The 21,359-nt window shown below is 72.0% G+C and carries 19 protein-coding genes; 4 read left to right on the top strand and 15 right to left on the bottom strand.

Annotation, left to right across the window (positions count from 1 at the left end; genetic code table 11):
• Nucleotides 1–4: 4 nt before the first annotated feature.
• The 9 genes from scpA to ACH4S9_RS21355 form a co-directional block, all read right to left on the bottom strand.
• Entirely contained in the window at nt 5–2,224 is a 2,220-nt protein-coding gene (gene scpA / locus ACH4S9_RS21395) for a methylmalonyl-CoA mutase (protein ID WP_398373563.1), read from the bottom strand.
• Nucleotides 2,221–4,107: a methylmalonyl-CoA mutase small subunit gene (gene mutA, locus ACH4S9_RS21390; RefSeq protein ID WP_398373562.1), complete on the bottom strand. Its 1,887-nt coding sequence runs from the start codon at nt 4,105–4,107 to the stop codon at nt 2,221–2,223. The genes scpA and mutA overlap by 4 nt, the downstream gene beginning before the upstream one ends.
• Nucleotides 4,108–4,330: 223 nt before the next feature.
• Nucleotides 4,331–5,575, bottom strand: a complete 1,245-nt coding sequence (locus tag ACH4S9_RS21385) for a cytochrome P450 (RefSeq protein WP_398373561.1) — start codon at nt 5,573–5,575, stop codon at nt 4,331–4,333.
• 265 nt (nt 5,576–5,840) lie between these two features.
• Entirely contained in the window at nt 5,841–7,031 is a 1,191-nt protein-coding gene (locus tag ACH4S9_RS21380; protein WP_398373560.1) for an MAB_1171c family putative transporter, read from the bottom strand.
• Nucleotides 7,024–7,611 carry a hypothetical protein gene (locus ACH4S9_RS21375; protein ID WP_311729023.1) on the bottom strand — a complete coding sequence of 196 codons (588 nt, stop codon included), beginning with the start codon at nt 7,609–7,611 and terminating at the stop codon, nt 7,024–7,026. Before ACH4S9_RS21375 ends, ACH4S9_RS21380 begins: the two co-directional genes overlap by 8 nt.
• Before the next feature lie 55 nt (nt 7,612–7,666).
• Complete coding sequence (locus ACH4S9_RS21370; protein WP_361185391.1) at nt 7,667–8,185, bottom strand: helix-turn-helix transcriptional regulator; 519 nt, start codon at nt 8,183–8,185, stop codon at nt 7,667–7,669.
• A 232-nt stretch (nt 8,186–8,417) separates the two neighbouring features.
• Nucleotides 8,418–8,588 (bottom strand): hypothetical protein, encoded by a 171-nt coding sequence (locus tag ACH4S9_RS21365; RefSeq protein ID WP_311729021.1) that lies wholly within the window; start codon nt 8,586–8,588, stop codon nt 8,418–8,420.
• 319 nt (nt 8,589–8,907) lie between these two features.
• Nucleotides 8,908–10,179 carry an MFS transporter gene (locus ACH4S9_RS21360; protein ID WP_398373559.1) on the bottom strand — a complete coding sequence of 424 codons (1,272 nt, stop codon included), beginning with the start codon at nt 10,177–10,179 and terminating at the stop codon, nt 8,908–8,910.
• Nucleotides 10,180–10,318: 139 nt separating this feature from the next.
• The gene (locus ACH4S9_RS21355; RefSeq protein ID WP_398373558.1) at nt 10,319–10,819 is read right to left on the bottom strand and encodes a MarR family winged helix-turn-helix transcriptional regulator; all 501 of its coding nucleotides are present in this window, start codon (nt 10,817–10,819) and stop codon (nt 10,319–10,321) included.
• Between the two features lie 120 nt (nt 10,820–10,939).
• Between ACH4S9_RS21355 and ACH4S9_RS21350 the strand changes: the two genes are divergently transcribed.
• The 3 genes from ACH4S9_RS21350 (at nt 10,940) to ACH4S9_RS21340 (ending at nt 14,434) form a co-directional block, all read left to right on the top strand.
• Nucleotides 10,940–12,430 (top strand): PQQ-binding-like beta-propeller repeat protein, encoded by a 1,491-nt coding sequence (locus tag ACH4S9_RS21350; RefSeq protein WP_398373557.1) that lies wholly within the window; start codon nt 10,940–10,942, stop codon nt 12,428–12,430.
• A gap of 202 nt (nt 12,431–12,632) precedes the next feature.
• Nucleotides 12,633–13,541, top strand: coding sequence for a lysostaphin resistance A-like protein (locus ACH4S9_RS21345; RefSeq protein ID WP_398373556.1), 909 nt, complete (start codon nt 12,633–12,635; stop codon nt 13,539–13,541).
• Nucleotides 13,538–14,434, top strand: a complete 897-nt coding sequence (locus tag ACH4S9_RS21340) for a lytic polysaccharide monooxygenase (RefSeq protein WP_398373555.1) — start codon at nt 13,538–13,540, stop codon at nt 14,432–14,434. Before ACH4S9_RS21345 ends, ACH4S9_RS21340 begins: the two co-directional genes overlap by 4 nt.
• Here the strand turns inward: ACH4S9_RS21340 and ACH4S9_RS21335 are convergent.
• The 5 genes from ACH4S9_RS21335 to ACH4S9_RS21315 all read right to left on the bottom strand — a co-directional run bounded on the left by ACH4S9_RS21335 (nt 14,397) and on the right by ACH4S9_RS21315 (nt 18,873).
• Nucleotides 14,397–15,107 (bottom strand): nucleoside/nucleotide kinase family protein, encoded by a 711-nt coding sequence (locus ACH4S9_RS21335; RefSeq protein ID WP_361185380.1) that lies wholly within the window; start codon nt 15,105–15,107, stop codon nt 14,397–14,399. The two genes, ACH4S9_RS21340 and ACH4S9_RS21335, sit on opposite strands and share 38 nt — an antisense overlap.
• Nucleotides 15,104–15,988 carry a sugar phosphate isomerase/epimerase family protein gene (locus tag ACH4S9_RS21330; RefSeq protein ID WP_311729014.1) on the bottom strand — a complete coding sequence of 295 codons (885 nt, stop codon included), beginning with the start codon at nt 15,986–15,988 and terminating at the stop codon, nt 15,104–15,106. Before ACH4S9_RS21330 ends, ACH4S9_RS21335 begins: the two co-directional genes overlap by 4 nt.
• A gap of 39 nt (nt 15,989–16,027) precedes the next feature.
• Complete coding sequence (locus tag ACH4S9_RS21325; protein ID WP_385351709.1) at nt 16,028–16,813, bottom strand: ATP-binding cassette domain-containing protein; 786 nt, start codon at nt 16,811–16,813, stop codon at nt 16,028–16,030.
• A complete protein-coding gene (locus tag ACH4S9_RS21320; protein WP_311729012.1) occupies nt 16,810–17,784 on the bottom strand; it encodes an ABC transporter permease in 975 nt (324 codons plus the stop codon). Before ACH4S9_RS21320 ends, ACH4S9_RS21325 begins: the two co-directional genes overlap by 4 nt.
• Nucleotides 17,785–17,859: 75 nt before the next feature.
• Nucleotides 17,860–18,873 (bottom strand): substrate-binding domain-containing protein, encoded by a 1,014-nt coding sequence (locus ACH4S9_RS21315; protein WP_361191442.1) that lies wholly within the window; start codon nt 18,871–18,873, stop codon nt 17,860–17,862.
• A 149-nt stretch (nt 18,874–19,022) separates the two neighbouring features.
• Between ACH4S9_RS21315 and ACH4S9_RS21310 the strand changes: the two genes are divergently transcribed.
• A complete protein-coding gene (locus tag ACH4S9_RS21310) occupies nt 19,023–20,231 on the top strand; it encodes an ROK family protein (protein WP_398373554.1) in 1,209 nt (402 codons plus the stop codon).
• Between the two features lie 16 nt (nt 20,232–20,247).
• On the opposite strand, the gene ACH4S9_RS21305 is transcribed toward ACH4S9_RS21310, so the two are convergent.
• Nucleotides 20,248–21,291 carry a LacI family DNA-binding transcriptional regulator gene (locus ACH4S9_RS21305; protein WP_398373553.1) on the bottom strand — a complete coding sequence of 348 codons (1,044 nt, stop codon included), beginning with the start codon at nt 21,289–21,291 and terminating at the stop codon, nt 20,248–20,250.
• Between the last annotated feature and the right edge of the window lie 68 nt (nt 21,292–21,359).

Here is a 21,359-nt window from a genome sequence, read left to right as displayed (position 1 = left end):
GGGCCTACAGCTCGTGGCCGAGGTCCGCGGCCAGCGTCCGCACCAGCTCGTACGCGGCGTCGGGGATCACCGTGCCGGGCAGGAAGACGGCGGCGGCGCCCGCCTCGTGCAGGGTCTGCACGTCCTGCGGCGGGATGACCCCGCCCACCACGATGGTGATGTCCTCCCGCCCCGCCTCGGCCAGTTGCTCGCGCAGCGCGGGCACCAGCGTGAGGTGGCCGGCCGCGAGCGAGGAGACGCCGACGATGTGCACATCGGCCTCGACCGCCTGCCGCGCGACCTCCTCGGGCGTCTGGAAGAGCGGGCCGACGTCGACGTCGAAGCCCAGGTCGGCGAAAGCGGTGGCGATCACCTTCTGGCCGCGGTCGTGCCCGTCCTGGCCCATCTTGGCGACCAGGATGCGCGGGCGGCGGCCCTCCGCACGCTCGAACTCCTCGACCAACGCCCGGGTGCGGTCCACGCCGGAGGACGGTCCGGCCTCGTCTCGATACACACCGGAGATCGTACGGATCTGGCCGGAGTGGCGCCCGTACACCTTCTCCAGCGCGTCCGAGATCTCGCCGACGGTGGCCTTGGCGCGGGCCGCGTTCACGGCGAGGGCGAGGAGGTTGCCCGTAAGGCCGGCGCCCGGGCCGGACTCGGCGGCCGCGGTGAGCGCGCGCAGCGCGTCCTGGCAGACGGCGTCGTCGCGCTCGGCGCGCAGCCGGCGCAGCTTCTCGATCTGCTGGGCGCGCACCGCGGAGTTGTCGACCTTGAGGACGTCGATCTGCTCGTCACTGTCGACGCGATACTTGTTGACGCCGATCACCGGCTGCCGCCCCGAGTCGATCCGCGCCTGGGTGCGGGCCGCGGCCTCCTCGACACGCATCTTGGGGATGCCGGCGTCGATGGCCTTGGCCATGCCGCCCGCGGCCTCGACCTCCTCGATGTGGAGCCAGGCGCGCCGGGCCAGGTCGTGGGTGAGCCGCTCCACATACGCGCTGCCGCCCCACGGGTCGATCACCCGGCAGGTGCCGGACTCCTGCTGGAGCAGGATCTGGGTGTTGCGGGCGATGCGCGCGGAGAAGTCGGTGGGCAGCGCGAGGGCCTCGTCGAGGGCGTTGGTGTGCAGCGACTGGGTGTGGCCCTGGGTGGCGGCCATGGCCTCCACACAGGTGCGGGCCACGTTGTTGAAGACGTCCTGGGCGGTCAGCGACCAGCCGGAGGTCTGCGAATGGGTGCGCAGCGACAGCGACTTGGGGTTCTTGGGGTCGAACCGGCCGACCAGCTTGGCCCACAGCAGCCGCGCCGCCCGCAGCTTGGCGATCTCCATGAAGAAGTTCATGCCGATCGCCCAGAAGAACGAGAGGCGGGGCGCGAAGGCGTCCACGTCCATGCCCGCGTCGAGCCCGGCGCGCAGATACTCCACGCCGTCGGCCAGGGTGTAGGCCAGCTCCAGGTCGGCCGTGGCGCCCGCTTCCTGGATGTGGTAGCCGGAGATGGAGATGGAGTTGTAGCGCGGCATCCGCTGCGAGGTGAAGGAGAAGATGTCGGAGATGATCCGCATCGACGGCTGCGGCGGATAGATGTAGGTGTTGCGGACCATGAACTCCTTGAGGATGTCGTTCTGGATGGTCCCGGCCAGCTTGTCGGGCGTCACCCCCTGTTCCTCGGCGGCGACGATGTAGAGCGCGAGGACGGGCAGCACCGCGCCGTTCATCGTCATCGACACGCTCATCCGGTCCAGCGGGATGCCGTCGAAGAGCTGCCGCATGTCGTAGATGGAGTCGATGGCCACGCCCGCCATGCCGACGTCGCCGGTGACTCTGGGGTGGTCGCTGTCGTAGCCGCGGTGGGTGGGCAGGTCGAAGGCGACGGAGAGGCCCTTCTGGCCCGCGGCGAGGTTGCGGCGGTAGAAGGCGTTGGACTCCTCGGCGGTGGAGAAGCCCGCGTACTGCCGGATGGTCCAGGGCTGGTTGACGTACATCGTCGGGTACGGGCCGCGCAGATACGGGGCGATGCCCGGGTAGGTGCCCAGGAAGTCGAGCCCGGCCAGGTCCTCGGGCCCGTACAGCGGCTTGACCCCGATGCCCTCGGGGGTGTCCCACACCAGGTCCAGGGCGTCCTTGCCGATGGCGCCCTGGAGCGCTTCGGCCCATGCCCCGGCGCTGACCGCGCCGGGCGACGCCTCGCCGGGTGTCCCCAGGTCGATCGTGGAGAAGTCAGGGATCTTGCTCACGGTCACGCCACCCCCAGGGTCTCGAGGGTCGAGGCGAGCACCCCGACCGCGTCACAGCCGGCGAAGACGAACGCGTCCACCCCGGCCCGCTCCAGCTCCTGGCGCCGCTCGCCGGGCCTGCCCGCCAGATGGACGCGCAGCGCTCCGGCCGCCTTCAGCCGCTCGGCCACGGCCACCGCCTCCTGCTCGTACACCTTGTCGCTGGAACACAGGCAGGCCACCCGGGCGCCGCTGGCGGCGAACGCCTCGGCGACCGACTCCGCGTCGACCGTGGCGGGTTCGTGCACCGCCTCGATCCCGCCCGCCTGGAAGAGATTGGCGGCGAACGCGGCGCGCGCGGTGTGCGCGGCCGCGGGGCCGAGCGCGGCCAGGAACACCCGGGGCCGGGTGCCCTCCGCCGCCAGGTGGGCGTCGGAGCGGGCGCGCAGCGCCTCGTACGCCTCGTCGCGGCGCACCCGCGGCAGGCCGCCGCCGGGCGGTACGGGCGCGGGCTCGCGCTCCACCGGCTGCTCCGCCAGGTTCGGGAACTCGCTGACGCCGGTGATCGGCTCCTTGCGCCGGGCGAGGTCCTTGGTGCGGCGCTCCCAGGTGGCGGCCAGGCTCCGCTCCACCAGCCCGGAGGACAGGGCCCGCGCCAGCCCCCCGGCGCGCTCGATCTCCTGGAAGAAGGCCCAGGCCGCGTTGGCCACGTCGTCGGTGAGGCTCTCGACGTACCAGGAGCCTCCGGCCGGGTCGATGACCCGCGCCAGGTGCGACTCCTCGAGCAGGATGGTGGAGGTGTTGCGGGCGATACGGCGGGCGAAGTCGTCCGGCAGGCCGATCGCGCTGTCGAAGGGCAGCACGGTGACGGCGTCGGCCCCGCCCACCCCGGCGGCCAGGGCCGCGACGGTGGTGCGGAGCATGTTCACCCAGGGGTCGCGGCGGGTCATCATCACCGAGGAGGTCACCGCGTGCTGGCGCTGGGCGGCCGCCTCGGAGGGCGCGCCGCACACCTGCGCCACGCGCGCCCACAACCGCCTGGCGGCGCGCAGCTTCGCGATGGTGAGGAACTGGTCGGCGGTGGCCGCGTAGCGGAATTCCAGCTGGGCGCAGGCCGCTTCGGCCGACAGCGGCCCGGCGTCGGTCAGCGCGCGCAGATACTCCACGCCCGCGGCAAGCGAGCAGCCGAGCTCCTGCGCCGCCGAGCCGCCCGCCTCGTGGTACGGCAGGGCGTCCACGGTGAAGGCCCGCACGCCCGGATGGTCGCGGTCGCAGACCGCCGCCAGCTCGGTGGCGGCGGACAGGTGTCCCGCGAGGTCGGTGTGGTCGCCGGTGCGGGCCGCCAGGCCCAGCGGGTCGGCGCCGAGGTTGCCGAGGGCGGCGCTCGGCGGCACCTGGCGGTCGGCGAACAGCCGCAGCAGCGCGCGGGCGGCGGGCTCGAAGTCGGCGCCCGCGTCGAGGACGACGGGGGCGAGGTCGAGATAGACCCCCTTGAGGGCCTCCGGGAGCCCTTCCACGGGCAGTCCGGCCGCGCCCACCGCCAGCCACAGCGAGCCGGCCCCGTTCTCCAGGTCCGCGAGCACCGCGCGGTTGGTGTGCGCGGGGTCGGAGTGGGCGTGGCGCTGGCGTACGTCCCAGCCGGAGACCGTGGAGCCCTGCGCCCGCCCGCCGCGCACGAAGGGCGCGAACCCGGGATAACCGGCGTCGGGAGGCGCGTCCTCGGCGGTGTAGAGCGGGTGGACCGAGATTCCGTCCTCGAGGGCGGTGGCGAGCGCCGCAGCGGCCTCCGCCCCCACGGCATCGACCGTGCCGGATTTGCGCAGCACCCCCTCCACGAGGTGGTGCCACTGGTCTCGGGTCGCCTCCGGGAAGTCGGCGGCGAGCGGGAGGTCGTCAGGCAGGACCGTCATGGGAGGAGGCTAGTCCGCGCACCTAAAGCGACAGCAGAGTCTCCTTCTGTGACCTTGCTCTCTAGCCGAATCTCTAGCCCATCCGGACCTGTGATCGCCTTCCGGCGGTCCTGGAACGACGAAGGCCCGCCCGGTGCGACGGGGGATGCACACCGGGCGGGCTCGAGACCTTTTTACCGCATCGAAGCGCAGTTATGCATCAAAAGCGTGTTCGTTTTCCCCGCTACCACGCGACAGGAAGCGAGATCAAGCCATGTGCGCGAATCGTCGGCCGCCGGCGCAGCTCTGCGCGCGGCATGTCGAGACGCAGCCCCGGCAGGCGGCTCAGCAGGGCGTCCAGCGCGGTTTCGGTTTCCAGACGGGCCAGCGGCGCGCCGAGGCAATAGTGGATCCCGTGCCCGAAGGCAAGATGCCCCATTCGGCCATTATTCGGATCAAGTCGGTCCGGTTCCTTGAAGTGGCCCGGGTCGCGGTTGGCCGAGGCCAGGGAGAGCAGCACGGTCTCCCCCGCCGGTACGGTCACGCCGCCGATCTCCAGGTCCTCGAGCGGAAAGCGACGGATCGCCAGCGGCGCCGGGCCGTCGTGGCGCGCGAACTCCTCGACCGCCGCCGCGAGGCCGGCGGGCCGCTCGCGCAGCTCACGCAGCAGCTCGGGGTGGTCGAGCAGCGCGAGCACCGAGTTTCCGATGAGGTGGATCACGTTCTCGTACCCGGCGAGCAGAAGCAGAAAGGCCAGCGAGGTCAGTTCGTCCTCGGTGAGCCGGTCCCCGCCGGGGCCGGTGCCCTCGCCGCCTCCCGCGTCGTCCCGCACCGCGATCAGGTCGGAGAGCAGGTCGTCGCCGGGCTGCTCCCGCTTGCTCGCGATCAGGCCGGTGAAGAAGCGCAGCATGCTGCCGACCGCCTCCTTCGCCAGGTGCGGCCGCGCCGGGTCGGGGGCGATCAGGGCGTCGCTCCAGGCCCGGAAGTCCCGCCGGTCCCGCTGGGGGACGCCGAGCAGGTCGCAGATCACAGTGATGGGCAGCGGCCCGGCGTACGCGGCGATCAGGTCGGCCCGGCCGGCCGGCTCGACGGCGTCCAGCAGTTCGTCCGCGGCGCGCCGGACCGGCTCCCGCATCCGCTCCACGCGGGCGGGGGTGAAGGCCTTGGACACCAGCCGGCGCACGCGCGTGTGGTCCGGCGGGTCCATGTTGAGCAGATTCGCGTCCAGGGCGGGCGGTAGGGCGAAGCCACGGAAGTTGCCGGGCAGCGCGTTGCTCTTGTCCAGGGACAGCCGGGGGTCGGCGAGCGCCCGCCGTACGTCGTCATAGCGCGTCACCAGCCAGGCGGGCCGCCCGTCCGGGCCCGAGATCCGGTGCACGGGGCCCGCCTCGCGCAGCGCGGCGTACGCGGGGTGCGGATCCTCCAGCAGCGCACGGGTGTCGAGCGGCTCGGACGGGCCGGGAACGGCGGTGTTCGCGGTGTTCTGCATGGCCCCGACTCTAGGCCCGGCCCGGGACCTTGACTCCTGCGGCGGGCTCGTCCCCTACCCGCCCCTTCCCGCAACCAGGGGCTTTGCCCCTGGACCCCGGAGGTCTGGGACGGAGCCCCCCCCCGGACCCCGGTCTCCGAGCACCGGCCGTGCATGTGACGCGTGTTGGCCGAGAGGCGGCGCCGGGGCCGAATGTCCCCGGCGCCGCCCTGTGCCACGGGCGGCCCCGACCCCCGTCCAGGGCCGCCTCGTTCTCGGTCCCCCTTCACTGCCGCTGGGCGGCGGACCTTTCGCCCAGCTCTTCGAGCACCTCGTCGACGAGCGGCCGGTGGTACACGTCGGCGACGCGCGCCAGGTGTTCGTGCTCCTGGCCCGGCCCGGCCCCCGTCTCCACCACCACGCTGTCCGCGCCGGGCACCGGCACCCGCCCGGCCGCTTGGTTCAGCAAACCGCGTCGGAGCGCCGCCGCTTCCATGAATGCAACAAGTTGCCAATCCCCGAGTCCCGCGGCACGACCCTTGACACGCGCGATCTCCAGCGCCTCCGGCTCCACATGGCGGCGGACGCCGCGCTGTACGTCCCGGATCTCCGCCATCTGCCGGTTGGCCCGCCACTCCAGGTCCGCGAAGGGCCACCAGCCGGCCCAGCGCGGGCGGCCGATGGGCATGGCCACCTCGGGCGCCTGGGCGGTGACCTCCCGCCACAGCGGGTCCAGTCGGCGCAGCCTGCGCCAGGCGGAGGCGCGCGGCCCGAGCGCCGGGATGGCGAACCCGGCGAGGACCAGCAGGGCCGCGACCGAAGCGGTCAGCGGTGCCACGCCGTTGGACAGCCAGGGCAGACCCCGGCCCGCCCAGGAGAAGAGCAGGCCGATCACCTTGCAGGCGCAGTACGCCAGGCCCAGCCAGCACCCGGTGGCCAGCACCCGCAGCCCCCGGGCCAGCCAGGAGCCGCGCAGGGTGGACGCGTAGCGCCGGCACAGCACCCCGAGCCCCGCCAGGCCCGCGCCGAAAATGGCCAAATACAGCGCCAGGAAGATGACAACGCCGGGGGCGTCCGCGTAGGCGGTGGAGAAGTCGCGGGGGTGCTCGACGGCGTCGGGGCGGCCTACGGCGAAGCCGATGACGGCGACCGACCACGCCGCGCCCACGGCGGCCACCACCGTGCGGGGCCGCACCGCCGAGCCGGTCCAGCGCAGCATCAGCACCAGGGCGCCGGTGGCGAAGACCATCACCGAGGAGTAGAGGAGGACCATGGCCAGGTTGGCGACGCCCACCAGGCGGTCGAACCAGCGGTAGACGCTCGGCGCGGAGAGCAGGAACACATTCGCCACCCCGGCCGTCATGACGCAGGTCAGACCGAGGTCGGCGTTCTGCCGGTCGCGGAACCAGGCGCGGGCCTTGTACGCGACGATCGCCCACGCGGCGGCGCCGAAGCACAGGTACACGACGTCAAACATCCGCGCCCCCGCCTTGGACGCCGTGGGAGCCACCGGCCCGCGCGCCGCGCACATGCCGCAGCGCGGGTCCGAGCGCGGCGGCGAGTTCGGCCGCCCGCCCCTCGAGCGGCAGCCCGTCGTCGGGCGAGGCCGGCACCACGCGCTCCATGAGGAGGGTGCCCAGCACCTCGGTCTCGCGCTCGGTCAGATCGTCGTAGCAGTGGTGGCGGGCGAAGTCCGCGGTCATCCCCAACCGGCGCATGGCGGTGGTCACATCGACCGACGGCGCCCACATGCGCAGCGCGTCCTCTGTCACGGCGGGGTCCTGGTCGTGGCCGAGCAGCAGATGTCCGACCTCGTGCAGCACGATATGGGTCTGGTGCCAGGGGGACGTACGGAGCTCGTAGAAGATCCAGAACCCGTCGTCGGTGCTGGCCGTCATGCCCGAGACCACGCCGCCCAGGCTCATCGGCACCAGGTGGACGGGGCGGCCGACGCGGCCCGCCACGAGGTCGCACAGACCCCGCAGATCGGTCGCGGCGGGCAGCCCGAGCTCCTTGATGAGCTGCTTGCACCGCCGCCGTATCCGCCCGACTCGCACGCCTGCACCGTCCTCGCATCCGGTCCGCCGCCAGGATTGGAACAACCGCTCCTGGTCACCGTCGACCACTGGGCGCCCCGTTGTCCGGATCCCCCGGGTCACCCGGGCCGCCCGCGTCGGCCGGGTCCGGTGGGAGGTTCATCTGCTGTCGGAACTGGGAGATGATGGCGGTCAGGCTGTCCTGGACCTCGGGTGGCAGGCCCACCGAGCGCAGCGCGATGCCGCGCACCCGCTTGTCGCGCATCGCGACGAGAAACCGCACCTCTTCCTCGACCCGCTCGGCCTGCGACGGGGACAGGTCCCCCAGCAGATAGCCGACGGGCACGCCGAAGAACTTCGCCAGGGCCCGCAGCACGTCCGGGCTGGGGTTGGTGCGCTTGCCGTTGCGCAGCATGGACAGATACTGCTCGGTCAGGCGGACCCCGCCGTACTCGTCGCCGCCGCTGATGGCCTCGGCCACATGCGCGTTGGTGTAGGGCGCGCCCGGCGGGTGCATGGCGGTGAACAGATAGTTGAGCCGCCGCGCCAGCGGGCTGTCGTCGGCGTCCGGCGACCGCTCGGTCCCCACTGCCATCCGCACCCCCTCCTGCTGGTCACCGCGCACTCACTCACGGTTGGTTAAGGCGGACTCGGCCGCGCGATGCATCCTGCCATGGGCATCGGGCGACACACCAGCCCACCCCCGGCCGACGATGGCCGGGTGGACTTAACCGTCAGTTGAGGCGCGCGGGCGGCGAGAGGAAGGGGAATGCGGGGAGCGCCGCGTTCTGCCGCGCGGGGCCGTTAAGTTCGACGGGGTCGCCGGGTCAGTCCACGCTCTGGAGGATGTGCGGCTCGGCCAAGTCGTCCTCGTACCCGGCGAGCCGGATCGGGGCCGATCTCGCCCAGACTTCCAGGTTGCCCACCTCCGACCGATCCGCGAGCATGTCGCGGTCCCGTGTCGGCGAATCGTCGCTCTGTGTCTTCTCGGGGGTCACCGCACACTCCCTAGTGTCGGCTGAACCGGATGTGTCGCCAGATTAACGAGATCCAGAACGGCGTGCGCGTTGATTCCCAAGGAGTGGACACCCCGTCCCGGGACCGGGTACGGCGGCCACCGGCCCGCGTCGCGCTGAATCGGGCCACGACGGGGCCGGTCAGGGGCCCGGGCGGGGGCCCGGGACGGGAGCCTCCGAACGGGTCACGGAGGGGCGCACAGCGTGCGGTGCGCCGGCGCCCGCCATGGGCCCGCGAGCCCCGCGGCCCGGGTCCGCACCCACGGGGCTCGCCTCGTCTCGGCGCACGCTTCGGCCCGTCTCAGCTTGCGGACCCGATGTCCTCGGCCAGCGCGTCCCGCTCCAGCCGCTCGGCCCGGTTCTCGGCGGGGGTGTGCCGGGCCGCCTCGGCCGCCTGGGCCCGCTCGGCGTCGGCCAGCAGGGAGTGGCCGGTCGACAGGATGGCCAGCCCGACCAGGACCGCGGCCGCCCCGACGTAGAACGGCACATGCGTGTCGTAGTGCTCGGCCAGCCGGCCGGCGGCGTAGGGCGCCAGGCCGCCGCCGATGAACCGGACGAAGCCATAGGCGGCGGAGGCCACCGGGCGCTCGACCGGGGAGACGGTCATGACGGCCTGGGTGGTGATGGTGTTGTTCACGCCGATGAAGGCGCCGGCCGCGATCACGGCGGCGATCAGCGTGGCCCGGGAGTCCGTGAACACCCCGATGACCAGGATGTCCAGGGCGAACAGCGCCAGGTTGAGGTACAGGGTGCGGGCTATGCCGAAGCGGGCCTGGAGCCGGGGCGCCGCGAACACGGAGAAGACGGCCACCAGCACGCCCCAGCCGGTGAACACATAGCCGAGCTCATGGGTGCCGAGCTCCATCGGGAACGGGGCGTAGCCGAGGACGGTGAAGAAGCCCCAGTTGTAGCAGAGCGCCATCAGGCCCATGGTGAGCAGCCCGCGGTGGCGGAGCGCCTTGAGCGGATCGAGGATCGAGGCGCGGCGGGCGGGGGTCGGGGTCGGCTGTACGAGGGCCAGGGTGGCGATCAGCGCGATCGCCATCAGCACCGCGACGCCGAAGAAGGGCCCGCGCCAGCTGATGCCGCCCAGCTCGCCGCCCAGCAGCGGGCCGACGGCGATGCCGACGCCGAGCGCGGTCTCGTAGAGGATGATCGCCCCGGCGAAGCCGCCGCTCGCCGATCCGACGATCACGGCGAGCGAGGTGGCGATAAACAGAGCGTTACCCAGACCCCAGCCCGCGCGGAAGCCGACGATGCCGCCGATGCTCCCGGAGGCGCCCGCGAGGGCGCTGAACACCACGATGACCGCCAGGCCCGCCACCAGGGTCCGCTTGGCGCCGATCCGGCTGGAGACGAAACCGGTGACCAGCATGGCGACGGCGGTGACCACCAGGTAGCTGGTGAACAGCAGCGACACCTGGCTGGGCGTGGCGTGCAGCTGGCTGGACAGGGCGGGCAGGATGGGGTCGACGAGCCCGATGCCCATGAAGGAGATCACGCAGGCGAAGGCCACGGCCCATACGGCCTTCGGCTGCCGGAACGGACTCGGGGCGCTGGCATGAGCGGACAAGGTGTACTCCAGTCAGGAATGCGTTCTCTGAATGCGCTCTCGGGTGATGGAGTCGGGGCGCGGCAAGAAGGGGTGACGGCGCGTCACGAGGCAGGCGTCATCAGTGGCGTGACGGCGCCCGGGCCCGGGTGACGGGGCGTCACCCGGCGGGCGGCGCGGACCGGCCGCCCAGGTCGGTGGCGGCCGCCACGAGGCGCCGCAGGGCGGGCGCGGCCGAGCCGACCGCGGCGGCGAGCGTCGTCTGGTCCTCGGGCGGGAGCGCGGCCAACAGGTCGGACAGGCGCGCGACACGGTCCCGGCGGCGCTCGGCGAGCAGTCGCCGCCCGGCGTCGGTGATGGACACGAGCACGGCCCGGCCGTCGTCCGGGTCGGCGACCCGGGCCATCAGCCCCTGCTTGGTCAGACGCTGCACCAGCTGGGTCATGGCGGGCTGGCTCACCCCTTCGTCGGCGGCCAGGGCGGTCAGCCGGGCGGGGCCCTCGCGGGCCAGCCGGCCGAGGGCGGAGGCGGCGGTCATGCTGATGTCCCGCCGGCCCAGTTGGCGCACCGCGAGCACGGCCAGCTGCTCCAGGAGGTCGGCGATCTCCGCGCGCCGCTCGCGGTCGACCGGGCTTACACGTTCTACAGCTGCATCACCCATGCATTCATTTGTATCACGCACCTATATAAATGGACGAGCCCTGGGACGCCGCTGGTCCGGAACGCTGGGTTAATGTCTCCTGCGCGCCGTACGCGCGCTGATCGCATCCGTGGGGGGACCGTGTCGATTTCGCGTGCCGTCAAGCCCGTCGCCCTGGTGCTGGCGGGGGTCCTGGTGTCCTGGGCCGTGGTGTTCCACTGGCTGGGGTGGTCCGCGCTGTCCAGCGAGTCGAACGGAGCGTGCGGGGGCAGGCACGCCCCGTGCCCCGAAGGGCTCCCGCCGGTGCTCATCCTCGCGTTCGTCTTCACCTTCGCCGGTGTCATCGGGATGTCCTTCGCCGTCGGGGCGAACAGCGGGTCGCTGGCCAGACCCTGGATGGTGTCGCTGGTCGTGGCGGGCCTGGCCGGCGGCGTGTGGACGGGCGTGCTCGGGTACGAATGGCTGCGCGGGCCGCACCTGGACGTGGCCTGGGAGGCGCCCCGGGACCGCCCCTCTTCCGCGCGGGCCGTCGGAGAGTGGATGCCGGGGCCGTCCACCCTCATCAGGGCGCGCAACGACGGGCTGTTCGCCTACGACACCTCGGACGGCACCCGGCGGTGGACCGTCCCGGCGCCCGAGCGGAGATCGGTGTGCGCGATGAGCCGCACCACGCCCTCCTCCATCGGTCTTGTGGGCCTCGGACGGTACGAGAAGCCCTGCGACACCGTGGTCGCCGTCGATCTGTCCTCCGGCCGTGAGCTGTGGACGAAGAAGATCAACGCCGATGACTCCGTCAACCGGGCCACCGACGCCCGGCTGGTGGGCGCCGGCGACACCGCGGTGGTCCTGGAGGAGAAGGCGGTCGTCGGGCTCGGGCTGCGCGAGGGCGCGCCCCGGTGGCGCAGCCCGCTGGACCGGAACTGCCAGGCCCTGGCCGTCGACGCGACGCCCGAGCGCGCCCTGGTCATGGAGCAGTGCACCGGCACCGACGGGGACAACACGAAGATGCGGCTGTCCGCCCTCGACCCCCGGTCCGGCGCCCGGCAGTGGCGCAGCACGCTGCCGACGGAGAGCCGCTGGGAGAAGGTGTTCATGCTGTCGGCCGATCCGATCGTCGTGTATGTGAAGGAGGACGACGATCGCGGAACCGACGCGGTGATCAGCTTCGACGACAAGGGACGGCGGCAGGCCGTGATCCCCCGGCTCGGGCAGGAGGACGACCTCGACTTCGAGGTCATGCAGTACGGCTACGGCCAACCCTTCGACGCCCGGCCGGTCTTCCGGTCGGTGGTGACCAACGGGCTGTTCATCAGCGCTGTCGGCCCGGCGGACCAGAACGATCCCCAGCACGTCGCCGCGTTTTCGCTCAAGGACGGCAGAGGCGTCTGGAAGACATCGCTCGGCGGGACCGTCGCCGCCCTGACGCAGGACCGCTCCGGAGAACTCGGTCTCCTGGCCGGTGGCGACCTGTGGCGCCTCGACCCGGCCACCGGCGAGAAGCACGACAGCACCCTGCTGCGCGGCGCACCGCTCAGCAGCGTCCTCGCCCTGCACCGGATGCAGGGCGGCCGGTATGTGATCGTCAACTCGGACGGGGCGAAGGACACGCCACCGGTGTTCGCGATCAAGTAGCCGAGGACGCCCGCCACCGCCTGCCGCCCCACTGGCCCTGGCAGTTCGACGTACGCATTGCCCCCGGCACCTCCCTCGCGCGAGCCAACGCCACCTCCCGCCACCGGGGGAAGAGGATTTCGCTCCGCCCAGCGATGTGGGCCCGTACCCGCGGATGACACGTTGATCCGCGGATCCGGTCCGGTCGCGAGGGAAGGCGCGTATGTCGAAGACGAAGAGGGACAGAGGGGTCGTGGCGTTTCTCGCCATCACCTTCGGCGGTACCTGGGTGTGGCTGTGGGTGGCCCATGGTGTCCTGGGCCTGTCGGCGCTGAACCCGCTGCTGCAACTGCCGGGGTTCTGTGTGCCGGGGATCGCGGCGGTCGTGGTGCGGCGCTGGGTCACCCGGGAGGGGTTCGCCGACGCGGGGCTCCGGCTGCGGCCGCGCGCCGCGTGGCCGTACTATCTGGCCGCCTGGCTCGGCCCGCTCGCACTGGCCGCGGCGACCATGGCGCTCGCGGCCGTTCTGGGGCTGTGGCGGCCGGAGCTGTCCCCGCTCGACGAACTCGCGCCCGGGATGTCCAGGTGGACGGCGTTGCTCGTCCTGATGCTGGTCGTTCCGCTGCTCACCCCGGTGTACTGGGGCGAGGAGTTCGGCTGGACCAGCTACCTCAGGCCGCGGCTGTTCGGCGGCCGACTCGTGCCGTCCGTCGTGGCCACGGGCGTCATCTGGGCGGTGTGGCACTATCCGCTCGCCTTCGTCGGCTACACCGACTTCGAGAACATGCCGCTCGGCCTGGTGATCTGGACGGTGTCCTGTCTCTGCCAGGAAGTCGTCCTGGCATGGCTGTTTCTGCGCAGCCGCACCGTCTGGGTGGCGAGCCTGGCCCACGCCGGGAACAACATGGTCCTGTTCCTGCTCACCGGCCAACTGCTGGGCACCGGGGCCGACGGCCTCGGGGCGATCGCGACCATGCTCCTCACCACGGTTCCGGTGGCGGCGCTCGCCGGGTGGCTCGCATGGCGCTCGCGCCGCGGGGCGCGGGCGTTGAACGCGCCGCCCGTGCGCTCCGTACTCCACGGGGCGGGCAATGAGACCCGCGGCTCGGGCCAGGAGGGCTGCATCGGATGACCGCACACCGCACCGCTACCGTGGCCGCCCTTGTCGGGGCGGCCCCGCTCCTGCTCACGGCGCTGGCCGCCGGGCCCGCCCGGGCGCATGGCGCGCCGACGGACCCGGTCAGCCGGGCGGTGGCCTGTTCGCCCGAGGGGGGCGAGAACGCCCGGTCGGCCGCGTGCAAGGCGGCCGTGGCCGCGGGCGGGGTCGCGGCCGAGTGGGACAATCTGCGCGTGGCCGGGGTGGCGGGCAAGGACCGGCAGCGGATCCCCGACGGCAAGCTGTGCAGCGGAGGGATCGACGCATACCAGGGGCTGGACCTGCCCCGCGCCGACTGGCCTTCCACACGGCTGACCGCCGGGGCGGACCTCACCCTCACCTACCGCTCGACCATCCCCCACGCCGGGAGCTTCGAGCTGTACCTCACCAAGGAGGGCTACGACCCCACGCGCCCGCTGAAATGGTCCGATCTGGAGGCGAAGCCCTTCGCGACGGCCACCGACCCGGCCCTGGTCGACGAGGCCTACCACATCGAGGCCAAGCTGCCGGCCGGCCGGACCGGCCGTCAGCTCCTGTACACGATCTGGCGGAACACCAGCACACCGGACACCTACTACTCGTGCTCCGATGTGGTGTTCGGCGGAGCCGAGGACACGACAGGCAAGAAGGCCCCGGCCGCACCCACCGCCGAGCCCACCGACACACCCACCGCCGAAAGCACCGCCGAGCCCACCGACACACCCACCCGCGAAAGCACCGCCGAGAACACCGGCCAGGACACCGACCGCGCCGCCGACGCCAACGAGAGCACCTCGCTGACGCTGTACGCGGGCGGCGCGGCGGTGCTCGCCGTGGGCGCCGGCGCGGCCGTCACCCTGCGACGGCGACGCCCCCGGCGTCCCCGGTGACGACGAGGTCGGCCCGGTCCCGGGTGCGGGCCACCAGGTCGGCGTTGCGCTGGTCGGTGCCCAGGCTCCAGGCCACCGCCGCGGCGTGGTCCTTGCCGAACCGCTCATGGCGGGCGACGAGCCGGCGCACCCGCTCCTCCTCGTCCAGCTCGCAGTACCAGACCTCGTCGAGCTGCGGCCGCACCCGGGCCCAGTCCCCCTCGTCGTGCAGGAGGTAGTTGCCCTCGGTGATGATCAGCCGGGCGGTGCGCGGTACGGGGATGCTGCCCGCGATCGGCTGCTCCAGTTCCCGTTCGAAGCCCGGCGCGTACACCACCTCGTCCTCGTCCTCGTGCAACCGGCGCAGCAGGGCCGCGTAGCCCGCCGCGTCGAAGGTGTCCGGGGCGCCCTTGCGGTCGCGGCGCCCCAGTCGGTCGAGTTCGATGTCGGCGAGGTGGAAGCCGTCCATCGGCACATGCGCGATCCAGTCCCCGGAGCCGTCTCCCCCGTCCGCGGCCGGGCCGCAGCGCAGCGCGGCCAGGAGGTGCTCCGCGAGGGTGGACTTGCCGGCCCCGGGGCTTCCGGTGATTCCGAGAATCGCCCGCCTCCCGGGCCGCACCAGCGCGCGGGCGCGGGCCGCGAGTTCCTCGATCGCCATGGGCGTCGGCGGCGTCGGCGGTGTTGTCGGCGTCATCGGCCGCGGCCGCTCACGGCGAGCTGGTTGGTGATGAAGGTGTGGGCGTGGCGGGCCAGGTCCTCGCCGTCGGACCACAGGTCGCGCCAGACGGCGAGGTCGTTGGACAGGCCCCGGGCGACGACAGCGGAGGAGAAGGACTCGAAGGTGATCGGGCCCTGGTAGCCGATGTCGGCGAGGGCATGGAAGAAGGCGGTGAAGTCCAGGTGTCCGGAGCCGAGGTAGCCGCGGTGGTTCTCGCCGATGTGGACGTAGCCGAGCCGGTCGCCGACCTCGTGCACGGGTCGGACGAGGTCGTCCTCTTCGATGTTCATGTGGTAAGTGTCCAGGTGGATCAGGACGTTGTCCGCACCGATGTCATCGGCCAGCGCGAGCGCGTCGCGGGCGGTGTTGATGACATTGGTCTCGTAGCGGTTGCAGATCTCCAGGCCCAGCGTCATGCCGAGCCCCGCCGCCTCCTGGGCGAGCCGCTTCAGTACGGTGACGACGTTGCGCCGGCCGGCGGGGGTGAGCGGACCGGCGTACTTGCCGAGCGCGCTGTAGAGCGCGCCGGTGAAGTGTGTTCCGCCGAGGCCGTGGGTCACGGCGAGGGAGCTGTGCAGGAGTTTCTCGCCGCGCTCGACCACGGCGAGGTCCTCGCTGGAGACATCGGCGTCGAAGGCGAGGCCGCGGGAGCAGGCGACCCGCAGTCCGGCGTCCTCCAACTGGCGCCGCGCCGCGGGGACATCGATCGAGTCCGAGTCGTGCAGCGACAGTTCGAGGAGGTCGTAGCCGGTGGCCTTCGTCTTGTCGATGGCGTACGCGAGCGACGCGGGAGAGGTGTCGCCCGCCCAGACGAGGGCGTGCACGCCGATCGGGCTGGCCTGGGTCACGGTGGTCATGAACAGTGTTCCTTTGTGTGGCTGGTCGGTGGGGGGTGGCTAGCCGGCCTGGGCCCCGGTGATGAGGGCGACGATCTCCTCGCCCGTGGTCTCCTCGGTCCGGCGGCCCGCGACGCAGCGGCCGGACCGCATCACCCAGACCTGGTCGCTGAGCCGCATGACCTGTGCGAAGTTGTGGCTGATCAGCAGCACGGCGTGGCCGTCGTCGCGCAGCTTGTGGATGAGCTCCTCGACGCGCGCGGTCTCCTGGACACCGAGGGCGGCCGTGGGCTCGTCCATGATGACCAGCTGCGAGCTGAATCCGGCCGCCCGGCAGATGGACACGGCCTGGCGCTGGCCGCCGGACAGCCGCCGCACCCGCGAGGTAACCGCGGGGACGTTGACCGCCAGGGTGGAGACCATCTCCTGAGCGCGGGTCTGCATGGCCTTGCGGTCGAGGAAGGACACCGGCCCGATGCGCCGGACGATCTCCCGGTTGAGGAAGAGGTTCTGCCAGACGGTGAGGTCCTCGACCAGCGCGAGGTTCTGGTGCACGGTCTCGATGCCGGCGTCGCGGGCGTCCTCGGGCGAGCCGAAGTCGACCTGCGATCCGTCGAAGAGGATGCGGCCGCTGTCCGGCCGGTGGATCCCGGACACGCACCGCACGAGGGTGGACTTCCCCGCGCCGTTGTCGCCGACCAGCGCGGTGATCTCGCCGCGGCGCAGGGTCACCGAGACATCGACGAGGGCGCGCACGTTGCCGAAGGACAGCGAGACGTCCTCACAGCGCAGCAACTCGTCCGACGCGGTGGCCGCGGGCTGGGGCTCGGACTTCACGGTCGTCATCGCTGAAACCTCATCAGGAAGGCCGCGAGCACCACGACGATGCCGACGGACAGCGGCTGGTAGAACTGGGAGACGCCGAGCAGAGTCAGGCCGTTGACCAGTGCGGTCAGCAGCAGGGCGCCGATGACCGGGCCGAGGACGGTCGCCCGGCCGCCGAACAGGCTGACCCCTCCGAGGACCACGGCGGCGACCGAGTTCAGCAGGAACGAGGTGTTGGCGGCGGGCTCGGCGGCCCCGACCCGCGCCACCAGCAGGATGGAGGCGAGGCCGGCGAGGAGCCCGGCGACGGCGTACACGGCGATCTTGATCCGCGCGGTGCTGATGCCCATCGCGGTGGCCGACTCGGGGGATCCGCCGGTGGCGAGCAGATGGGTGCCGAACCGGGTGTGGAAGAGCACCACATGGGCCACGATCGCGACGGCGGCGGCGATGAGGAACATCCAGCCCAGGATTCCGATGCCGTTGGTGGACAGCCGCAGCAGGGCCGGTTCGATGACGGTCACGGGCTTGCCGTTGGAGACGATGAGGGCGAGCCCGGAGGCCGCCGACAGCATTCCGAGGGTGACGATGAAGTCGGTGATCTTGCCGCGGGCCACCACGAAGCCGTTGACCATCCCGGCGAGGGTCGAGGCGGCCACGGCGACCGCGCAGGACGCGGCGAGTCCCCAGCCGGCCGAGTACGCCTGGCCGAAGCCGACCGCGCCCAGGGTCATGGTGGAGGCGATGGACAGGTCGATGCCGGCGGTGGCGATGACGAAGGTCTGCCCGACCCCCAGGATGATCAGGATCGCGGCGGCCTCCAGCATGGACTGGATGTTGCCGGTGCTCAGAAAGGTCGGGTTGGCGGCCTGGAAGACCACCACGAGAACGATGAGCCCGACCAGGGCCGCCCAGTCGGCCCAGAAACCGATGTCACGCAGGCGCGTGGGCCAAGTGTCACGGTCGGGTGCCGCGAGCGTTGCGTTTGCCATGTGTGTCCTCCTGGCGGTGGCGGGTGGCGTGGCACGCCACCCGCCCGCCGGATTCGTCGCTGCTAGGGGGCGGCCCTAGCGAAGGAGCTTCTTGAAGGGGTCGTCGTAGCTGCCGAAGGGCTTCGGGGTGGCGGCCAGGGCCTTGCCCGCGTTGTCCTTGGTGACCAGCTCGACCGGTGCCTTGACGTCGGCCGGCAGCTTCTTGCCCTTGGCTGCGGCCTGGCAGGCCTCGAGGCCCATCTGGCCGATGGCGTACGGGTACTGGGCCACGGTGGCGTCCAGGGTGCCGGACTCGACGGCCTTCAGCGCGTCCTTGACCCCGTCCACGCTGATGACCTTGACCTTGCCGGTCTTGCCCGCGTTGGCGACGGCGCGTGCGACGCCCAGGCCCATGTCGTCGTTGGCCACGAAGAAGCCGGACAGGTCCTTGTTGGCGCGCAGGACGTCGGTGGCCTTGGTGAGGGCGGTCTGCCGGTCCCAGTCGGCGGCGACGGTCTGAACCACCGTCAGCTTGCCGTCCACGCCCTTCTTGAACCCTTCGACGCGGGCGTTGCTGGTCACATCGCCGGCGATGCCGCCGATGACGGCGACCTTGCCGCCCTTGGGCAGCAGCTCGGTCATCCGCCGGCCGGCCGTCTCGCCGGCCGCCACGTTGTCGGTGCCGATGTAGGTGGCCGGGGTGGCGCCCGCCGCCTTGGCCGCCTTGGCGTCGACGGGGTTGTCGATGTTGACGATGGTCTTCTTCGCCGCGGCGAGCTTGGCCAGCCCCTGGACGAGGTTGGAGCCGGAGATCGGGTTGACGATGAAGCAGCCGTAGTCCTGGCCCGCCAGCCCGTTCAGCTTGTCGGCCTGGCCGGTGGTGTCGGTGATCGAGTTGGCGGCCTGCACGGTCGTCGACATCTTGGCCGACTTGGCCTGGGTCTCTATGCCCTGCTGCATGCTCTGGAAGAACGGGTTGTCCAGCCCCTTGATCACGGCGGCGACCTTGGTGCTGCCCGACGCGCCCGTGTCACCGGATCCGCAGCCGCTCAGGACCAGGGCTCCGGCCACGACAGCGGCGGCGGTGGCGACAACGCTCCCTCTTCTCACGGTGGCTTTTCTCCGCATCAGGCGTCCCTTCCGATGGTGATGCGGCTGAACGTAGCCCTGGTTATGAGATCAAGCAACCCTTCTTTCAACTTTTTCCGTCACAAGACGAGCATCTTCCGTCGCATCAAGCCCATCGCTAGAGTGTGCGGGTGGACACCATCAGCGCAGGCGCTCTCCGGACCGGGGTCGCTCTCGGCGATGTTCTCGCCCTGTTCCGCGATGTCGACGAGGGCCTCACCAAGGCGGATGTGGTACGGCTGACGGGCCTTTCGCGGACCACCGTCAACCAGCGCCTGGACAGCCTCCTCGGCGCCCAACTCCTCGTCCCGGCACCGGAGGACGCGCGCACCCGCGGCCGCCCCGCGAGCCGATTCGTCGTCAACCGCCACCGCGGAGTGCTGCTGGTCGCGGACATCGGCGCCACCGGGCTGCGCACCGCCGTGTGCGATCTGGGCGGGGAGGTACGGGCGGAGCGCGAGGCCACCTCGGATGTGACGGCCGGGCCGACGGCCGTACTGGCCCTGGTCGACGAATTGTTCGGCCGGCTGCTCAAGGAGACGCGGCACGACGAGACGGACGTCCTCGGCGTGGGCCTCGGTGTGCCGGGCCCGGTGGACTTCGCCACCGGGCGCGTGGTCAGCCCGCCGATCATGACCGGCTGGGACCGCTACGACATCCCCGGCTGGTTCGCCCCGCGCTACGACTGCCCGGTGCTGGTGGACAAGGATGTCAACGCCATGGCGTACGGGGAGCAGCGGCTGCGCTACCCGGACACCGCCCATCTGCTCATGGTCAAGATCGGCACCGGGGTGGGGACCGGCCTCATCGCCAGCGGCCGGATCCACCGGGGGGCCGACGGGGCGGCGGGTGACGTGGGTCACATCCAGGTGACCGTGGACGATGTCACCGAGCCGCCGGTCTGCCGCTGCGGCAACACCGGCTGCGTGGAGGCGTACGCGGGCGGCTGGGCGCTGGTCCGGGACCTGAAGGAGGCCGGCTACGAGGTGACCACGGTGGACGACGCCGTGCGGCTCATCCGCTCCGGCGACGCGACCGCCGTGCGGCTCGCGCGCCGCGCCGCGCGCATCCTCGGCGGGGCCATCGCCGACGCCGTCAACATGTTCAATCCCAGCGTCATCGCCATCGGTGGCCAACTCGCCCACACCGACGAGCAGTTGTTCGCCGGGATCCGTGAGGTCGTGTACGGGCGCTCGCTGCCGCTGGCCACCCGCAACCTCCAGATCGTGCGCAGCGAACTGGACCCGCACGCCGGCATCCTCGGCCTGTCCCAGCTGCTGACCGACGGCCTCTACGCGCCGGAGCGGGTGGTGCAACTCGTGGAGGGCACCGCCTCGTAGGGTTCGGGCCGGCCGGCTACGACGACATCGAGCCGGCCGAGGGCCGAGCGCCGCCGGGCGGTCCGCTGCTCTCGCGGACCACGAGCTCCGTGGCGACCTCGACCCGGGTGGTCTCGGGCTGTTCGCCGGCCAGCAGCTGAAGCACCATCCGGGCGGCGAGCGCGGTCATGTCGGCGAGCGGGGTGCGCACGGTCGTCAGCCGCGGGGTCACCCAGTCGGCGAAGGGCAGGTCGTCGAAGCCCACCACACTGAGGTCCTCGGGGATGCGCAGGCCCAGGGTGGCGGCCGCGCGGAAGGTGCCGAGGGCCTGGTGGTCGCTGCCCGCGAAGATCGCGGTCGGCCGCCGGTCCAGGGCGAGCAGGTCCAGGGCGTGCCGGTGGGCGAGGTCGTGGGTGAAGTCGCCGTAGCGCACCAGCTCCGGGTCGAAGGGCAGTCCGGCCTCCTCCAGCGCGGAGCGGTAGCCGTCCACGCGGGCGCGTGAGGTGAGGCGGCGGGGCGGACCGCTGATGATCGCGATACGGCGGTGGCCCAGGGCGATCAGATGGCGGGTGGCGGCCAGCCCGCCGGGCCAGTTGGTGGCGCCCACCCACGGCACGCCGGGCGCGGGCTCGTCGACCGGGGCGACCAGCGCGAAGGGGAGGGAAAGGCGGCGCAGCTCCTCGTGTTGCGCGGTGGTCAGCTCGGGCACGACCAGGATCGCGCCACGGGTGGGCCGGGTGGCCAGGGAGTCCAGCCACTGGCGGGCCGCTCTGGTGCGGCCGTGGGTGGCCGAGACGACCAGGCCCATGCCGACCCCGTGCAGGACCTCTTCCGCGCCCCGGATCAGCTCGACCGCCCAGGGGCTGTCCAGCTCGTTGATGACGAAGTCGATCAGCCCGCCGCGCGGCAGCGCCGGGGTCGCGGCCCGGTGCCGGGCGAGATAGCCGTGCCGCTCCAGCAGGCGTTGGACCTTGGCTCTGGTCTTCGATGAGACATCGGATCTGTCGTGCAGCACTTTTGAGACGGTTGACACGGAAACGCCCGCCTCTTTCGCTATCTCGGCCAAAGTCGCCCCAGCCATTTCGTCCCCAGCCGTTGACCCCATCCGATGTTTCTCCTACCTTTCGGGGCGATCTCGGTGTTGCGAAA

It is taken from the genome of Streptomyces sp. NPDC021225 (genome assembly GCF_044332865.1).
In the GTDB taxonomy this organism is placed as follows: domain Bacteria; phylum Actinomycetota; class Actinomycetes; order Streptomycetales; family Streptomycetaceae; genus Streptomyces.
The sequence above is the reverse complement of the archived record's forward strand: the minus strand, read 5'-3'. Positions and strand labels throughout refer to the sequence as shown.

What these genes read in the sequence shown, in the direction of transcription:
- mutA (WP_398373562.1), bottom strand. Translation starts at nt 4,107, where the DNA reads ATGACGGTCCTGCCTGACGACCTCCCGCTCGCCGCCGACTTCCCGGAG.
- ACH4S9_RS21385 (WP_398373561.1), bottom strand. Translation starts at nt 5,575, where the DNA reads ATGCAGAACACCGCGAACACCGCCGTTCCCGGCCCGTCCGAGCCGCTC.
- ACH4S9_RS21380 (WP_398373560.1), bottom strand. Translation starts at nt 7,031, where the DNA reads ATGTTTGACGTCGTGTACCTGTGCTTCGGCGCCGCCGCGTGGGCGATC.
- ACH4S9_RS21370 (WP_361185391.1), bottom strand. Translation starts at nt 8,185, where the DNA reads ATGGCAGTGGGGACCGAGCGGTCGCCGGACGCCGACGACAGCCCGCTG.
- ACH4S9_RS21355 (WP_398373558.1), bottom strand. Translation starts at nt 10,819, where the DNA reads ATGGGTGATGCAGCTGTAGAACGTGTAAGCCCGGTCGACCGCGAGCGG.
- ACH4S9_RS21345 (WP_398373556.1), top strand. Translation starts at nt 12,633, where the DNA reads ATGTCGAAGACGAAGAGGGACAGAGGGGTCGTGGCGTTTCTCGCCATC.
- ACH4S9_RS21340 (WP_398373555.1), top strand. Translation starts at nt 13,538, where the DNA reads ATGACCGCACACCGCACCGCTACCGTGGCCGCCCTTGTCGGGGCGGCC.
- ACH4S9_RS21335 (WP_361185380.1), bottom strand. Translation starts at nt 15,107, where the DNA reads ATGACGCCGACAACACCGCCGACGCCGCCGACGCCCATGGCGATCGAG.
- ACH4S9_RS21330 (WP_311729014.1), bottom strand. Translation starts at nt 15,988, where the DNA reads ATGACCACCGTGACCCAGGCCAGCCCGATCGGCGTGCACGCCCTCGTC.
- ACH4S9_RS21325 (WP_385351709.1), bottom strand. Translation starts at nt 16,813, where the DNA reads ATGACGACCGTGAAGTCCGAGCCCCAGCCCGCGGCCACCGCGTCGGAC.
- ACH4S9_RS21320 (WP_311729012.1), bottom strand. Translation starts at nt 17,784, where the DNA reads ATGGCAAACGCAACGCTCGCGGCACCCGACCGTGACACTTGGCCCACG.
- ACH4S9_RS21305 (WP_398373553.1), bottom strand. Translation starts at nt 21,291, where the DNA reads ATGGCTGGGGCGACTTTGGCCGAGATAGCGAAAGAGGCGGGCGTTTCC.